Source organism: Bacillus sp. 105MF (assembly GCF_000374885.1).
GTDB lineage: Bacteria > Bacillota > Bacilli > Bacillales > Bacillaceae_G > Bacillus_A > Bacillus_A pseudomycoides.
Map to the genome: position 1 here is coordinate 1 of NZ_KB895613.1, position 15,358 is coordinate 15,358.

Below are 15,358 nucleotides of genomic sequence, written 5' to 3' on the forward strand. Positions count from 1 at the left end.
CCTGAAAGATGATCAGGTTGATAGGTTCGAGGTGGAAGCATGGTGACATGTGGAGCTGACGAATACTAATAGATCGAGGACTTAACCATATAATATGAAGCAAATGTTATCTAGTTTTGAAGGAATATACCTTCAATAGTTTGGTGATGATGGCAGAGAGGTCACACCCGTTCCCATACCGAACACGGAAGTTAAGCTCTCTAGCGCCGATGGTAGTTGGGACCTTGTCCCTGTGAGAGTAGGACGTCGCCAAGCAATTAAAGCACGAGTCATTTGACTCGTGCTTTTTTATTTCCTAAGAAATAGGGAATTGTTGACCTAGTAAAAACAGTAAAACATAGTAAGGGATTTTCTTTGTAGAGATTCCTAAAAATTGATAAATAAATGGGTAATCTTCGGAGGCATAGCTTCCTAATAAGTCGTACCACCAGTCGGTCTCGTAGCGAGAAATCATGCTTAAATTGTAGAGCAATAAATAATGTATGAGTGGTTCTGGTAAGAATAATTTACAACTTCTTACGTCTTTAGTTATTGGCAAATAGTAAGTGCTGGTATTGCAATCAAAAGATAAAGGTGTACTGTACAAAGGGTTCCATGTTTTAGTGGAAGCTGAGAATAGTAGATCAGATTCAAAGGTTTCACTTGGTGTGTACTGTATACTGAGATGTTTACAAGATGTTTCTATGTAACGAGAAAAACGCTCTTTCGTCATATGTAGACGATCAAGTATGTTGGAAGAAAATGAAATATGATGTTCGTCTACCGTATGAACCTTATATAACATTTTCTCTTTTTGACTATACTGGAATAAGGTTTCTAATTCGGGGATTTTCCCCATTAGTTCTAACATAATAAATTTCTCGGCCTCCAAGTGTTTCATGTGAAACATCCGTTCTGCAACATGGGTGAATAATCCATTCTTCTGCACTTTAACCTCATCCTCTAAAAACTGATATCCTTGTTTTTTTCGTTTACGTGTTGTTACTCCATGTGCCAAAACTGTTGTTGTTTCTGGATAGTTAGGATCAACAGTTAATAAGCACGCTTTTAAAAGTTGACTCATTCCATAAAATAACAGCATAGGTTGGATTGAAAAAGGTGCAGTTTTACATAATTCATAATAACTTTTTCCGTGCTCTAAGTAATAAATAAAAGGGTAACAATTTTCGAAGCTTTTTTTTTCAGCGTTTTCAATAGGTAATTTTTCATAACAGCGGGCAAGATAACGCTGTACATGTTGGGATGAAAAAAAGAAACTTAATTGCTGCCAAGTATGAGATGTATGATGCATATATTACGCTCCTTTTATTATCTAAAAATTCTAACATTTACGCACTTTCTTGACAGTATTTTAACCAATTGTTAAGCTACTAATAATAATTTCTGGTATCATGGGGGGAACAATTATGTGGGAATCTAAATTTGTTAAAGAAGGTTTGACATTCGATGATGTATTACTTGTACCAGCGAAGTCGGATGTATTGCCAAGAGAAGTAAGTGTTAAGACAGTTCTATCTGAAAGCTTGCAGTTAAACATTCCCTTAATTAGCGCAGGAATGGATACAGTAACAGAAGCTGATATGGCTATTGCAATGGCACGTCAAGGTGGTTTAGGAGTTATTCATAAGAATATGTCTATCGAGCAACAAGCTGAGCAGGTTGATAAAGTAAAACGCTCTGAAAGCGGCGTTATTTCAGATCCTTTCTTTTTAACTCCAGATCATCAAGTATATGATGCAGAGCATCTTATGGGAAAATATCGTATCTCAGGTGTACCAATTGTAAATAACTTAGAAGAGCAAAAATTAGTTGGTATTATTACAAACCGTGATATGCGTTTTATTCAAGACTACTCTATTAAAATTTCCGATGTAATGACAAAAGAAAAGTTGATTACAGCTCCAGTTGGCACTACGCTAGAAGAAGCTGAAAAGATCCTACAGAAATATAAAATTGAAAAGCTCCCTCTTGTTGATAATAACGGTGTATTACAAGGGCTTATCACAATTAAAGATATTGAAAAAGTAATTGAGTTTCCAAACTCAGCAAAAGACAAGCAAGGTCGTTTGTTAGTTGGAGCAGCAGTTGGTGTAACTGCAGACGCTATTCTTCGTATTGATGCATTAGTAAAAGCAAACGTAGACGTAATTGTACTTGATACAGCTCATGGACATTCTCAAGGTGTTATGGAGAAGGTGAAAGAAGTTCGTGCGAAGTACCCAACACTAAATATTATTGCAGGTAACGTTGCCACAGCTGAAGCGACACGCGCATTAATTGAAGCAGGTGCAAATGTTATCAAAGTTGGTATTGGACCAGGTTCTATTTGTACAACACGCGTTGTAGCTGGTGTTGGTGTACCACAATTAACAGCTGTATATGATTGTGCGACAGAAGCTCGTAAGCACGGTATTCCAGTCATTGCTGATGGTGGTATTAAATACTCTGGTGATATGGTAAAAGCTTTAGCAGCAGGAGCACACGTTGTAATGCTTGGTAGTATGTTTGCTGGTGTAGCTGAAAGTCCAGGAGAAACTGAAATTTACCAAGGTCGCCAATTTAAAGTGTATCGTGGTATGGGTTCTGTTGGAGCAATGGAAAAAGGAAGTAAAGATCGTTACTTCCAAGAAGGTAATAAAAAACTTGTTCCAGAAGGTATCGAAGGCCGTGTGCCATATAAAGGGCCTTTAGCTGATACAGTTCACCAATTAGTTGGTGGTTTACGTGCAGGTATGGGGTATTGCGGAGCAAATGACTTAGAATTCTTACGTGAGAATGCACAATTTATTCGTATGTCAGGTGCTGGTTTACGTGAAAGTCACCCACATCACGTACAAATTACAAAAGAGGCACCAAATTACTCTTTATAATGTCTTATATGTAAATAGATGGAGATTTGATATCTCTGTCTATTTTTTTTTGATTATGTTAGAATAACGGTTATGTGAGTACAAAGATATTGGGGGTAACAAAAGTGAAAGGTATGTTTTGCAAGCGATTTATTGCAATGGTAACAGTGCTTACACTATTTTGTAGCATGTTTGTTACATATGGTAGTGCATCGGCAGAAACAGGTGCTGCTTTAAATGTTGAAGCAGGAGCAGCAATTTTAGTAGAAGCAGATTCTGGAAAAATTTTATATCAAAAAAATGCAGATGAATTATTAGCGATTGCTAGTATGACAAAAATGATGAGTGAATACTTAGTTAATGAAGCGGTGGCTAAAGGAAAACTTAAGTGGGACCAAAAGGTAAAAGTTTCTGAATACGCACATATGATTTCACAAGATCGCTCATTATCAAACGTTCCATTAGAAAATGGTGGCTCTTACACGGTAAAAGAGCTATATGAAGCGATGGCAATTTATTCTGCAAACGGAGCAACAATTGCTTTAGCTGAAGCAATTGCAGGTAAAGAAGCAGATTTCGTAAAAATGATGAATGATAAAGCAAAAGAGCTTGGATTGAAGAATTATAAATTCGTAAACTCTACTGGCTTAACAAATCATGATTTAAAAGGACAACAACCTGAAGGTACAACTCCAGACGAGGAAAATAAAATGTCTGCTAGAGATTGTGCAATTTTAGCACAACATCTTATTCAAGATTTTCCAAAAGTATTAGAAACAGCTAAAATTCCGAAAAAAGTATTCCAAGAAGGTGGAAAATACCCTGTTAAAATGGATAACTGGAATTGGATGCTAAAAGGATTAGTTAAGGAATATGAAGGTGTAGATGGTTTGAAAACAGGATCTACTCCAGAAGCTGGAGATTGTTTTACAGGTACAGCTGAAAGAAATGGTATGCGTTTAATTTCTGTCGTTATTAAAACAAATTCTCATACAGCACGTTTTGACGAAACAAAGAAATTGTTTGATTACGGTTTTACAAACTTTGAAGTGAAAAAGGTATATCCAAAAGGATCTGCGGTAAAAGGACATGAAACTGTACGAGTAGAAAATGCGAAAGATAAAGATGTAACAATTCAGACTAAACAAGCAATTGCGCTTCCGATGTTAAAAGGAAGTAAAGACGTCTATAAAACAGAATTTAAAGACGTAAGTAAAGATAAAGAAGCACCAATTAAAAAAGGTACAACACTTGGTCAAATGATTATATCACCTAAAGATAATAATGATCCTGGATTCCTATCAGGTAAATCATTACAAGTAGATCTTATTACAAAATCAGAAGTAGAAAAGGCAAACTGGTTTGTACGTTCTATGCGTGGTATCGGTTCTTTCTTTAGTGGTATTTGGAACAGTGCTGTTGATACAGTAAAAGGTTGGTTTTAAGAGCTCCTCGTTGTAGGAGCTTTTTTTATTCCTATTTTTCATACCGACTTTATGAAAAAGTAGTGGACAAGCCTCTAATAGTTAGTGGTAGAATGTAAGAGTATTCTCAATTTTCGCCGTTAATGGGGAAAAGCAATTCACCTAGGGAGGTTTTTGTACATGACAAATGTAACAGGGACAGAACGTGTAAAACGTGGAATGGCAGAAATGCAAAAAGGCGGCGTTATCATGGACGTAGTTAACGCTGAGCAAGCAAGAATTGCAGAGGAAGCGGGCGCAGTTGCTGTTATGGCACTAGAGCGCGTTCCTGCAGATATTCGTGCAGCAGGTGGCGTTGCACGTATGGCAGATCCAACAATTGTTGAAGAAGTTATGAGTGCTGTATCAATTCCAGTTATGGCAAAATGCCGTATTGGTCACCTCGTGGAAGCACGTGTACTGGAATCATTAGGGGTAGACTACATTGATGAGAGTGAAGTATTAACTCCAGCTGATGAAGTATATCATTTAAATAAACGTGATTACACTGTTCCATTTGTATGTGGATGTCGTGATATTGGAGAAGCAGCGCGTCGTATTGCGGAAGGTGCATCTATGCTTCGTACAAAAGGCGAGCCTGGAACAGGGAACATTGTAGAAGCAGTACGTCATATGCGTCAAGTAAACGCAGAAATCCATCAAGTTGTAAGCCTACGTGAAGACGAATTAATGACATATGCAAAAAATACTGGAGCTCCTTATGAAGTATTACTTGAAATCAAACGTCTTGGTCGCCTACCAGTTGTAAACTTTGCAGCAGGTGGTGTAGCAACGCCGGCAGATGCTGCATTAATGATGCAACTTGGTGCAGATGGTGTGTTCGTAGGATCTGGTATTTTCAAATCAGAAAACCCAGAAAAATTTGCACGTGCTATTGTTGAAGCAACGACACATTATGAAGATTATGAGCTAATTGCAAGCCTTTCTAAAGGATTAGGTACTGCAATGAAAGGTGTCGAAATTTCAACATTATTACCAGAACAACGCATGCAAGAACGCGGTTGGTAATTAAAGGAGATTTTCAAATGGTTAAAGTCGGTGTATTAGGTCTTCAAGGAGCTGTTCGCGAACATGTAAAGGCAGTTGAAGCAAGTGGTGCAGATGCTGTAATTGTAAAGCGTGTGGAGCAACTTGAAGAAATTGATGGTCTTATTTTGCCAGGCGGTGAAAGTACAACAATGCGCCGTCTTATTGATAAGTACGATTTTATGGGGGCACTTCGTGAATTTGCGAAATCTGGTAAACCAATGTTCGGTACGTGTGCAGGTATGATTTTACTTGCAAACAATCTTATTGGTTATGAAGAATCCCACATCGGTGCTATGGATATTACAGTTGAACGTAATGCGTTTGGACGCCAAAAGGATAGCTTCGAAGCTTCCCTTTCGATAAAAGGTGTAGGGGAAGACTTTATTGGTGTATTTATTCGTGCGCCATACGTTGTAAGTGTAGGGGATAAAGTAGAAATTCTTTCTATGCACAATGACCGAATGGTAGCAGTAAGACAAGGGCCATTTTTAGCAGCTTCTTTCCATCCGGAGTTAACGGATGACCATCGTGTTACAGCATATTTTGTACAGATGGTGAAAGAGGAGAAAATGAAAAAAGTTGTATAAGTAACTTGCAACTTGTGTAAGATTATAGTAAATTGATGGTAACAATTTTATAAAATAAACGTGTTGATAGGAAATAGTAACAAATGTTGTTTCTTATAGAGAGTCGGTGGCTGGTGGAAACCGATAGAAACAGTTTGTGAATCCATCCTGGAATGAAATGTGGAATATCTTTATGATTAGTAAACATTTCCGGTGAAGAGTCGTTATTTCTACTTGAGAGGAAAGCAATATTGCTTTCAACTAGGGTGGCAACGCGGGTTAACTCCCGTCCCTTTTTACAGGGACGGGAGTTTTTGTGTTTTATAAAATAAAAGGAGGAATATATAATGCTTGATATTAAATTTTTACGTGCGAATTTTGAAGAAGTAAAAGCAAAGTTACAGCATAGAGGTGAAGATTTAACTGATTTCGGTCGTTTTGAAGAATTAGATACAAGAAGAAGAGAGCTACTTGTTCAAACAGAGGAATTGAAAAGTAAACGTAATGAAGTGTCTCAACAAATCTCTGTGTTAAAGCGCGAAAAGAAAGATGCAGAGGCATTAATTTTAGAGATGCGTGAAGTAGGGGAAAAGGTAAAGGATTTTGATAACGAACTTCGTATAGTTGAAGAAGATTTAGAGAGATTAATGCTTTCTATTCCAAATATCCCACATGAGTCTGCACCAATTGGCGAAACAGAAGATGATAACGTGGTAGCGCGTACTTGGGGAGAAGTAAAAGAATTTAACTTTGAACCAAAACCTCACTGGGATCTTGCAACTGATTTAGGAATTTTAGATTTTGAGCGTGCTGCTAAAGTAACGGGAAGCCGCTTTGTATTCTATAAAGGTGCAGGTGCAAGATTGGAACGTGCTTTAATTAGCTTTATGCTGGATCTTCATACTGATGAACATGGATATGAAGAAGTTTTACCTCCGTATATGGTAAACCGTGCAAGTATGACAGGAACGGGACAACTTCCAAAGTTTGAAGAAGATGCGTTCCGTATTGAGAGTGAAGATTATTTCTTAATTCCTACAGCTGAGGTTCCTGTAACAAACATGCACCGTGACGAAATCTTAAGTTCAGAGCAATTACCAATTCGTTATGCAGCATTTAGCTCTTGTTTCCGTTCTGAAGCAGGATCAGCTGGACGCGATACACGTGGTTTAATCCGTCAGCATCAATTTAATAAAGTTGAGCTTGTGAAATTTGTTAAACCAGAAGATTCTTATGAAGAATTAGAAAAATTAACAAATGATGCGGAACGCGTGTTACAATTATTAGGTCTACCATATCGTGTTATGAGCATGTGTACAGGAGATTTAGGATTTACAGCAGCGAAGAAATACGATATTGAAGTATGGATTCCAAGCTATGGCACGTATCGTGAGATTTCTTCTTGTAGTAACTTCGAAGCATTCCAAGCAAGACGTGCGAATATTCGCTTCCGTCGTGAGCCGAATGCAAAACCAGAACCTGTTCACACACTAAATGGATCTGGACTTGCAATCGGACGTACAGTTGCAGCTGTTTTAGAAAACTATCAACAAGAAGATGGTACAATTATAATTCCAGAAGTTCTTCGCCCTTATATGGGAGGAAAAACAGTTATTAAATAAATTGAAACTTTCATCGGTATGAGTGTTGTCAGTAAAAAAATGTAGGAAAAGGGGATTGTTTTTTCCTTTTCCTATAATTTATTATAGTGTACTTGACTAACTGTTTTTCTTTTGATATTATATTTGATGTCAATATGGAGGTATACCCAAGTCTGGCTGAAGGGATCGGTCTTGAAAACCGACAGGCGGCGAGAGTCGCGCGGGGGTTCGAATCCCTCTACCTCCTCCAGATATAATTGACAACAGCGCATATAAGTGGAGATTGGAGAACTCGTTACCAACACGTAACGAGTTTTTATTTTAAAACCAATCAGAAAGTATGATGTAAGGCGGGAAAACGCCTTATGAAACACTCATATTCCGATGATTATCTTCATAGATATGAAAGGAGTCAACATGGATCTTATTATACAAACGTTTCCTTTAGATGGAAAAACTTTATACTATGTACAATGTCCAGTCTGTAAGAACAATAGAATTTTAAATAGTGGTGCAAACGTATCACGTATTATAAGTGATGATACATTCCGTAAACTTTGCGGTTGTACTTGTAATGTGAAGAAAGAATTGAGAAAAGTAGAAGCAACGAAACAAACTACAAAAAAAGAAGTAGCTCCAAAACGTACTGGTAAAGTATTAACAGCAATCATTAATGGAAAAGAAATGACCGTTAAAGAAATTGCTGAGACATATGATATTAGTACAAGTACGGTTCGTCAGCGTATTAATGCTGGGAAACCAGAGAGCGAAATTATTGCTCCAACGAAAAAGAAAAAGTAAGTTAATAGGAAAACCCGTGCATTTGCACGGGTTTTTTATTTTACAAGCTTACGTGTTTGTTTTAAGAAATGACCAATTTTCTTAATAATTGGTTCAATTGAGTCTTCATCTTTTAAAATATCGTATTCATTAATATTTAAGCGTAGGACAGGACAAGAATTAAAGTTATTAATCCAGTTTTCATAACGTCCGTGCATTTCTTGCCAATACTCAATTGGAGTTTGTTGTTCCATAGGGCGACCACGTTCTTGAATACGACTGACGATATCATCAAAAGAACCTTCTAGATAGATTAATAAGTCTGGGTGCGGGAAGTAAGGTGTCATAACCATTGCATCGAATAACCCTTTGTATGTTTCATAATCTGTTTCTGTCATTGTTCCTTTTTCGTGATGCATTTTCGCAAAAATGCCAGTATCTTCATAGATAGAACGATCCTGTACAAAGCCACCGCCGTATTCGAAAATTCTTTTTTGTTCTTTAAATCTTTCTGCTAAAAAATAAACTTGTAAGTGAAAGCTCCAGCGCGTGAAATCAGCATAGAACTTATCTAAATATGGATTTGAATCTACTTTTTCAAATGATGTTCGGTAACCTAAAGCATTGGCAAGTGCGGTTGTCATAGTTGATTTACCAACGCCAACTGTACCAGCAATTGTAATTACTGCATCATTTGGTATATCATACTTTTGCCTTAAATTCATTGCTATTTCGTCCCCTTTAAGAGTGTATTTTGGAGAGTGGATAAAATTACATTTAGATCGTCACTGTTCTTCACGAAATCCATGTTATCTCCATTGAATTTTAATACTGGAATATCAGGATGGTCCTTTTTAAAAGCATCCATTGCCGTTTCATAATCTTTAGTGAGTTGTAGTAAGTAATTTGGATCCATGTTTTTCTCAAATTCACGTCCACGCATTGCAATTCGTTTTTGTAATGTTTCTAGACTTGCTGTTAAATATACAATGACATTTGGTACGGGCATATCTTGCGTAAGAATACGATAAATTTGCATGTACTTGTCATATTGAGCGTCTTTTAATGAGCGAGATGCAAAAATTAAATTTTTAAGTATATGATAATCTGCTACCACTGGTTTACGCTGACTCAAGTATTTTATATTAATGTCTTCCAATTGTTTATAGCGATTGCAAAGAAAGAACATTTCTGTTTGAAAACTCCATTCTTCAATGTTTTCATAAAATTTCCCTAAGAAAGGATTTTCATCGACAATCTCTTTTAATAAATGGAGTTGCATGTGAGTTGAAATTTCCTTCGCTAGTGAAGTTTTTCCAACACCGATAGGTCCTTCGACCGTAATAAATGGTACTCCGGTCACGCTGTTTCCTCCTTTCAATTCATAATTTCCTGTAAATACAAAGCACAAAACAGAATTATTGTAGCACAAGAGGGAAGCAAGCGGACTAATTTGTCATAAAAAGTTGGGAAATCGACGCATGCTATTCAAGTTTTAATTGAAAAGAGGGTGTAATATTTGCCTTTAATGTTGTTTCCATTATTTTTAAAGCGTGTTTATTATCTTGATCAGAGTTAGAAGCAGTGCAATCTTGAGGTACATATAGAGTATAGTTCCTCATATGAGCGTCATTGGCTGTAAAAAGGATGCAGATGTTTCCTGCAATCCCTGTTATGATAAGTTTTTCAACTTTTAAATGTCCTAATAAAGAATTTAAGGGAGTTTCATAAAATGCTGAATAATGTGGTTTAATAAACACATAATCATCTGCCCCGGGAGCGATTGCTTGTATAATATTTTTGCTATAATCATTTGTACAATGAGTAATAAGTTGATCGATATCAGCTCTCCATAGTTGATAATGATCGTTAATATAAATAACAGGATAACCATTCATTTTCATTGTTCGTGTTAAGTGTAAAATAGGCTCTGTAATTATTTGACATTTTTGTGCAAGGGTTGGTCCATGCGAGAATTGGAAGTCGTTAATCATGTCAATAATGAGCAATGCGGTATTTTTCATATGTAATCACCCTTCCTTTTTCTTTAGAGTGGATTGAATGTGTGAAAGTTATCCCGTATCTGTAAGGAGAAGTGTAATTGAATAGTATGTATATAAATATAAATTGAAAAACTGACATAAAACCTTCCTTTTTGGGCTGGAGAGAGAATCCGATCATAGGTAGAGGCGGTCAGGTCCTTTTCCTACGCCATGTCAAGTGAAAACAAAAGGATAAAATGAGTGGAGTTTACTTTTTGTTCTGCGTAGCAGGGGGTTATATGTCCAAAAATCAAAATGGATTGATATAGTAGTAAAGGGTTATAATACTTTATTCGTAATGAGAGGACTGTATTATGGAACAAGATATTTATTTTATGCAGCTTGCAATAGAAGAAGCGAAGAAAGCTGAAGAAATACAAGAAGTTCCGATTGGAGCTGTTATTGTACTCGGTGGGGAAGTAATCAGCGTTGCTCACAATTTAAGAGAGACAGAGCAACGATCAATTGCTCATGCAGAGTTATTAGCTATAGATGAAGCTTGTAAAAAGTTAGGTACGTGGCGTTTAGAAAATGCAACGTTATACGTTACATTAGAACCATGTCCGATGTGCGCAGGTGGAATTGTGTTATCCCGTGTAAAACGTGTCGTATATGGTGCAAGTGATCCAAAGGGTGGATGTGCAGGCACTTTAATGAATCTTTTAACGGACGAGCGTTTTAATCACCAATGTGAAGTAGTATCTGGTGTGATGGAAGAAGAATGTGGCATGTTGTTAACGAATTTTTTTAGAGAGCTTCGTAAAAAAAGGAAAGAGAAGAAGGAAAAATTGGATAAAAATACAGATGCTTAACATATTTGCAATTTATGAAGAAACAAGTTATACTGATATTGCCTTCATTAAGGCAACCGAATATTGGTTTTAACTTTGCCGTGCTAAGCGGGGAGGTAGCGGTGCCCTGTACTCGCAATCCGCTCTAGCGAGGCCGAATCCCTTCTCGAGGTTATGTTACTGTAAGGCCTGCCTTAAGTAAGTGGTGTTGACGTTTGGGTCCTGCGCAACGGGACCCCGTGAACTTTGTCAGGTCCGGAAGGAAGCAGCAATAAGCGGGTTTTCTCGTGTGCCGCAGGAGTGCCTGAACCGAGCTAACTGCTTAAGTAACGCTTATGGTACGTAATCGACAGAAGGTGCACGGCAGTTATATATGTATACAAAACTCACCTTATATAAAGAGGTGGGTTTTTTGTATAGAAAATAACTTTTGGAATCTATAAACAGAATGGGTTATAATATACAAGATAATAACCTTTGAGGGAGGCCGTATTTTCGTGTCATACCAAGCGTTATACCGAACATGGAGACCGCAAAATTTTGAAGATGTAGTCGGTCAAAAGCACGTAACAAAAACGTTGCAAAATGCCCTTCTTCAAGAGAAAGCTTCGCATGCTTATTTATTTTCAGGCCCGAGAGGAACAGGTAAAACGACAATTGCAAAAGTATTTGCAAAGACAATTAACTGTGAGCATGCTCCAGTAGCTGAACCTTGTAATGAATGCCCTGCGTGTTTAGGCATTACACAAGGGTCTATTTCGGATGTATTAGAAATTGATGCGGCTTCAAATAACGGTGTAGATGAAATTCGAGATATAAGAGATAAAGTAAAGTATGCCCCAAGTGCAGTGAGATATAAAGTATACATTATTGATGAGGTCCACATGCTTTCTATGGGAGCTTTTAATGCGCTTTTAAAGACGTTAGAAGAACCCCCACAACATGTTATCTTTATTTTAGCGACTACAGAGCCTCATAAAATCCCACCTACAATCATTTCACGCTGTCAACGTTTTGAATTTCGGAAGATATCAGTACATGATATTGTAGAGAGATTAGCGACGGTTGTTACAAATGAAGGTACAAAGGTAGAAGATGAAGCATTACAAATTGTTGCGCGTGCTGCTGAGGGTGGTATGCGTGATGCACTCAGTCTGATCGACCAAGCTATTTCTTATAGCGATGAAGTAGTTACGACTGAAGATGTCTTAGCGGTAACAGGTTCTGTTTCTCAACAATATTTAGGTAACCTTGTAGAATGCATACGCGAGAATGATGTATCAAGAGCATTGCGTATTATTGATGATATGATGAGTAAAGGAAAAGACCCAGTTCGTTTTATGGAAGATTTCATTTACTATTATCGTGATATGCTCTTATATCAAACTTCACCACAATTGGAACATATGTTAGAACGGGTAATTGTAGATGACCAGTTTCGTATGCTAAGTGAAGCGATGCAACCTGAGATGATTTATGAAATTATTCATACGCTCAGTAAGGGGCAACAGGAGATGAAGTGGACAAATCATCCGCGGATTTTCTTAGAAGTTGTTATGGTGCAACTTTGCCAGCAATTTATGGTGCAGACGAATGGTGCAGACCGTTTGCAAGCAATTATGAATAGAATGCAACAACTAGAAAAAGAACTAGAACATGTGAAGAAGAATGGTGTGCCAGCTGGTGCGCAACAGGAAGTAAGAGAGACACGTACAACGCCAAAACCTGTGCGGACAGGAAGTATGAAAATACCTGTTGGACGGGTACATGAAGTATTAAAGCAAGCGAAACGCCAAGATTTAGAGCAATTAAAAGGTATATGGGGTGAGTTGCTAGGAAGACTTAAATCCTATAATAAAGTAGCGTTTGCTGTATTATTAGAGAATAGTGAACCAGTTGCAGCTTCTGAAGATTCTTATGTGTTAGCTTTCCAATATGAGATACATTGCAAAATGGCAAGTGAAAATCGTGATGCAATGGATACCGTAGAACAAATTCTTTTTGAATTGTTGAGTAAAAGGTTGAATATGATTGCAATTCCAAAGAGTGAGTGGGGGAAAATTCGCGAAGAATTTTTACAACGTGAAGGTGGGAATTCAGAAGAAGCTGCGGAACAAAAAGTAGATCCTCTCGTAGAAGAGGCGGTAAAATTAGTAGGGCAACAACTTATTGAAATAAAAGAATAACAACAATTAGGAGGAATTTATTATGATGCGTGGCGGAATGGGAAATATGAATAACATGATGAAACAAATGCAAAAAATGCAAAAGCAAATGGCGAAAGCACAAGAGGAACTTGGTGAAAAAACAGTTGAAGGTACAGCTGGCGGCGGAATGGTTACCGTTATTGTAAATGGTCACAAGCAAATTCTTGAAGTGAAAATTAAAGAAGAAGTTGTAGACCCAGAAGATATCGAAATGTTACAAGACCTTGTGTTAGCTGCAACAAATGATGCACTTAAGCAAGCTGAGGAACTTTCAAACTCTACAATGGGGCAATTCACAAAAGGCTTAAACTTACCAGGTGGAATGTTCTAGTAGGAGGATATTGATATATGCATTATCCAGAACCGATTTCGAAGCTTATCGATAGCTTTATGAAGTTGCCAGGGATTGGTCCGAAAACGGCAGTCCGATTGGCTTTCTTCGTGTTAGATATGAAAGAAGACGACGTATTAGATTTTGCTAAATCACTTGTAAATGCAAAGCGGAATTTAACATACTGTTCTGTTTGTGGACATATTACAGATCGTGATCCTTGTTATATTTGTGATGATTCACATCGTGACCAATCGGTTGTTTGTGTTGTACAGGAAGCAAAAGATGTAATCGCGATGGAAAAAATGAAAGAATATCAAGGTGTCTATCATGTGCTTCGTGGTGCAATCTCACCAATGGAGGGAATTGGACCGGAGGACATTAATATTCCACAGTTATTAAAAAGGTTACAAGATGAAACTGTACAAGAAGTTATTTTAGCAACGAACCCGAATATTGAAGGGGAAGCTACAGCGATGTATATTTCCCGCCTCTTAAAACCGACAGGTATTAAAGTGACTCGTATTGCGCATGGTCTTCCCGTTGGTGGAGATTTAGAATATGCGGATGAAGTAACGCTATCGAAGGCTCTAGAAGGCCGTAGAGAAATATAAGAGGAGAAATCAAAATGTTTTTTCAAAAAAAGGGCAAGTTGCGAAAAGAATATGATGATAAGTTAATTGCTGCATTAGAAAAAGTGAAGAATGAGTGGTTACGTCAAAAAAGGATGGTAGAACAAAGTGTCGAACCATCTCAAGATGTACTATGTTCTTTGAAAATAGCAGAAGCAAAATACTTTTTCTTACTAAAAGAGGCAAAAAGGCGTCCTGTAAAAATGGAGCAATGGTAAAAGACCCTGTTTTTTAAAATAGGGTCTTTTCTTTATACTATTATTCTCGGGCGGCGAAATCTCAATCTAAAAATGCAGCGGAATTATAAGTGATCAATTGCTCGTAAAATCCTGATCAGTGAGAACTAATAATTAGTAGGGATGAATCTCCACACTGAATAAAATAATTGAACGGTATTTTTTGTTTCCTTGTCCCATACAAATAGAGTGTATAGGTTATATAAGGAGGGGGAAAATGAACTCTACATTGATTATTGGTGGAATTCTTGCTTTGGTATTTGTTTTGCTGATTTTTGGCGCCTCAGTGAAACCGTTGCAATTCACAGGAAAGATATTCGTTAAAGTAATGATAGGTGTAGTATTATTGTTTGCCGTTAATGTGATTGGAACATATTTTGGTTTTCATATTCCAATTAATATTGGTACAGCTTCTATTTCTAGCATTTTGGGGGTACCGGGTATTTGTGCTTTAGTTATCATTAAATTATATATAATGCCAGGATGAATAACATTTTGGCATTTATTTTAAAAAAGTGAAAAATAGTGTTGACTTATTAATTGTTAATGTGATAAATTAATAAGCGTCGTCAACGACACGAGAAAAAAAGAAGTTGACGAAGTGATTGAGAAATGTTATATTATAAAAGTCGCTGAAACGCGATGTTGAACTTTGAAAACTAAACGAAACAAACAACGTGAAACGTCAATTTTTATTTTAGATGCTAGACAAACTAACTTTATTGGAGAGTTTGATCCTGGCTCAGGATGAACGCTGGCGGCGTGCCTAATACATGCAAGTCGAGCGAATGGATTAAGAGCTTGCTCTTA

16 protein-coding genes, 1 tRNA gene, 3 rRNA genes, 1 other RNA gene and 1 other annotated feature are annotated in these 15,358 nt (G+C 37.2%); of the genes, 17 read left to right on the forward strand and 4 right to left on the reverse strand.

The genetic code is table 11. The annotated features are described in order from the left end of the window. Positions 1-89, forward strand: a 23S ribosomal RNA gene (locus tag C564_RS0128810); the annotation flags it as partial. 50 nt (positions 90-139) lie between these two features. Next, a 5S ribosomal RNA gene (rrf, locus tag C564_RS0128815) occupies positions 140-255 on the forward strand. A 40-nt stretch (positions 256-295) separates the two neighbouring features. On the opposite strand, the gene C564_RS0128820 is transcribed toward rrf, so the two are convergent. Next, positions 296-1,291, reverse strand: a complete 996-nt coding sequence (locus C564_RS0128820; RefSeq protein WP_018767811.1) for a YaaC family protein — start codon at positions 1,289-1,291, stop codon at positions 296-298. Positions 1,292-1,406: 115 nt separating this feature from the next. Between C564_RS0128820 and guaB the strand changes: the two genes are divergently transcribed. The 7 genes from guaB (at position 1,407) to C564_RS0128855 (ending at position 8,330) form a co-directional block, all read left to right on the forward strand. Further along, complete coding sequence (gene guaB, locus C564_RS0128825) at positions 1,407-2,870, forward strand: IMP dehydrogenase (protein WP_018767812.1); 1,464 nt, start codon at positions 1,407-1,409, stop codon at positions 2,868-2,870. A 104-nt stretch (positions 2,871-2,974) separates the two neighbouring features. Further along, a complete protein-coding gene (locus tag C564_RS0128830; protein WP_018767813.1) occupies positions 2,975-4,294 on the forward strand; it encodes a serine hydrolase in 1,320 nt (439 codons plus the stop codon). A gap of 159 nt (positions 4,295-4,453) precedes the next feature. Next, positions 4,454-5,341: a pyridoxal 5'-phosphate synthase lyase subunit PdxS gene (gene pdxS, locus C564_RS0128835; RefSeq protein ID WP_018767814.1), complete on the forward strand. Its 888-nt coding sequence runs from the start codon at positions 4,454-4,456 to the stop codon at positions 5,339-5,341. A 17-nt stretch (positions 5,342-5,358) separates the two neighbouring features. Continuing rightward, complete coding sequence (gene pdxT / locus C564_RS0128840; RefSeq protein WP_018767815.1) at positions 5,359-5,949, forward strand: pyridoxal 5'-phosphate synthase glutaminase subunit PdxT; 591 nt, start codon at positions 5,359-5,361, stop codon at positions 5,947-5,949. Positions 5,950-6,003: 54 nt separating this feature from the next. Then, positions 6,004-6,225 (forward strand) — a binding site (T-box leader). 50 nt (positions 6,226-6,275) lie between these two features. Further along, positions 6,276-7,550, forward strand: coding sequence for a serine--tRNA ligase (gene serS / locus C564_RS0128845; RefSeq protein WP_003194183.1), 1,275 nt, complete (start codon positions 6,276-6,278; stop codon positions 7,548-7,550). 136 nt (positions 7,551-7,686) lie between these two features. Continuing rightward, positions 7,687-7,779 (forward strand) — tRNA-Ser (locus C564_RS0128850). Between the two features lie 167 nt (positions 7,780-7,946). Beyond that, the gene (locus C564_RS0128855) at positions 7,947-8,330 is read left to right on the forward strand and encodes a DUF3797 domain-containing protein (RefSeq protein ID WP_018767816.1); all 384 of its coding nucleotides are present in this window, start codon (positions 7,947-7,949) and stop codon (positions 8,328-8,330) included. Positions 8,331-8,365: 35 nt separating this feature from the next. Here C564_RS0128855 and C564_RS0128860 read toward each other — a convergent pair whose 3' ends face one another. From C564_RS0128860 to C564_RS0128870, 3 genes are all read right to left on the reverse strand, one after another. Then, the gene (locus C564_RS0128860) at positions 8,366-9,034 is read right to left on the reverse strand and encodes a deoxynucleoside kinase (RefSeq protein ID WP_018767817.1); all 669 of its coding nucleotides are present in this window, start codon (positions 9,032-9,034) and stop codon (positions 8,366-8,368) included. A 2-nt stretch (positions 9,035-9,036) separates the two neighbouring features. Further along, the gene (locus C564_RS0128865) at positions 9,037-9,672 is read right to left on the reverse strand and encodes a deoxynucleoside kinase (protein WP_018767818.1); all 636 of its coding nucleotides are present in this window, start codon (positions 9,670-9,672) and stop codon (positions 9,037-9,039) included. 121 nt (positions 9,673-9,793) lie between these two features. After that, the gene (locus C564_RS0128870) at positions 9,794-10,333 is read right to left on the reverse strand and encodes an isochorismatase family cysteine hydrolase (RefSeq protein WP_018767819.1); all 540 of its coding nucleotides are present in this window, start codon (positions 10,331-10,333) and stop codon (positions 9,794-9,796) included. Between the two features lie 332 nt (positions 10,334-10,665). Between C564_RS0128870 and tadA the strand changes: the two genes are divergently transcribed. From tadA to C564_RS0128905, 8 genes are all read left to right on the forward strand, one after another. Next, complete coding sequence (gene tadA, locus C564_RS0128875) at positions 10,666-11,163, forward strand: tRNA adenosine(34) deaminase TadA (RefSeq protein ID WP_018767820.1); 498 nt, start codon at positions 10,666-10,668, stop codon at positions 11,161-11,163. 78 nt (positions 11,164-11,241) lie between these two features. Further along, positions 11,242-11,506: signal recognition particle sRNA large type (gene ffs, locus C564_RS35735), an RNA gene on the forward strand. Positions 11,507-11,639: 133 nt separating this feature from the next. After that, the gene (dnaX, locus tag C564_RS0128880) at positions 11,640-13,328 is read left to right on the forward strand and encodes a DNA polymerase III subunit gamma/tau (protein ID WP_018767821.1); all 1,689 of its coding nucleotides are present in this window, start codon (positions 11,640-11,642) and stop codon (positions 13,326-13,328) included. A gap of 25 nt (positions 13,329-13,353) precedes the next feature. Next, entirely contained in the window at positions 13,354-13,680 is a 327-nt protein-coding gene (locus C564_RS0128885) for a YbaB/EbfC family nucleoid-associated protein (protein ID WP_170957107.1), read from the forward strand. Positions 13,681-13,697: 17 nt separating this feature from the next. Next, positions 13,698-14,294, forward strand: coding sequence for a recombination protein RecR (recR, locus tag C564_RS0128890; protein ID WP_003194165.1), 597 nt, complete (start codon positions 13,698-13,700; stop codon positions 14,292-14,294). Positions 14,295-14,308: 14 nt separating this feature from the next. Next, a complete protein-coding gene (locus C564_RS0128895) occupies positions 14,309-14,530 on the forward strand; it encodes a YaaL family protein (RefSeq protein WP_003194164.1) in 222 nt (73 codons plus the stop codon). Between the two features lie 235 nt (positions 14,531-14,765). After that, positions 14,766-15,035: a pro-sigmaK processing inhibitor BofA family protein gene (locus C564_RS0128900; protein WP_018767822.1), complete on the forward strand. Its 270-nt coding sequence runs from the start codon at positions 14,766-14,768 to the stop codon at positions 15,033-15,035. 232 nt (positions 15,036-15,267) lie between these two features. Continuing rightward, a 16S ribosomal RNA gene (locus tag C564_RS0128905) occupies positions 15,268-15,358 on the forward strand; the annotation flags it as partial.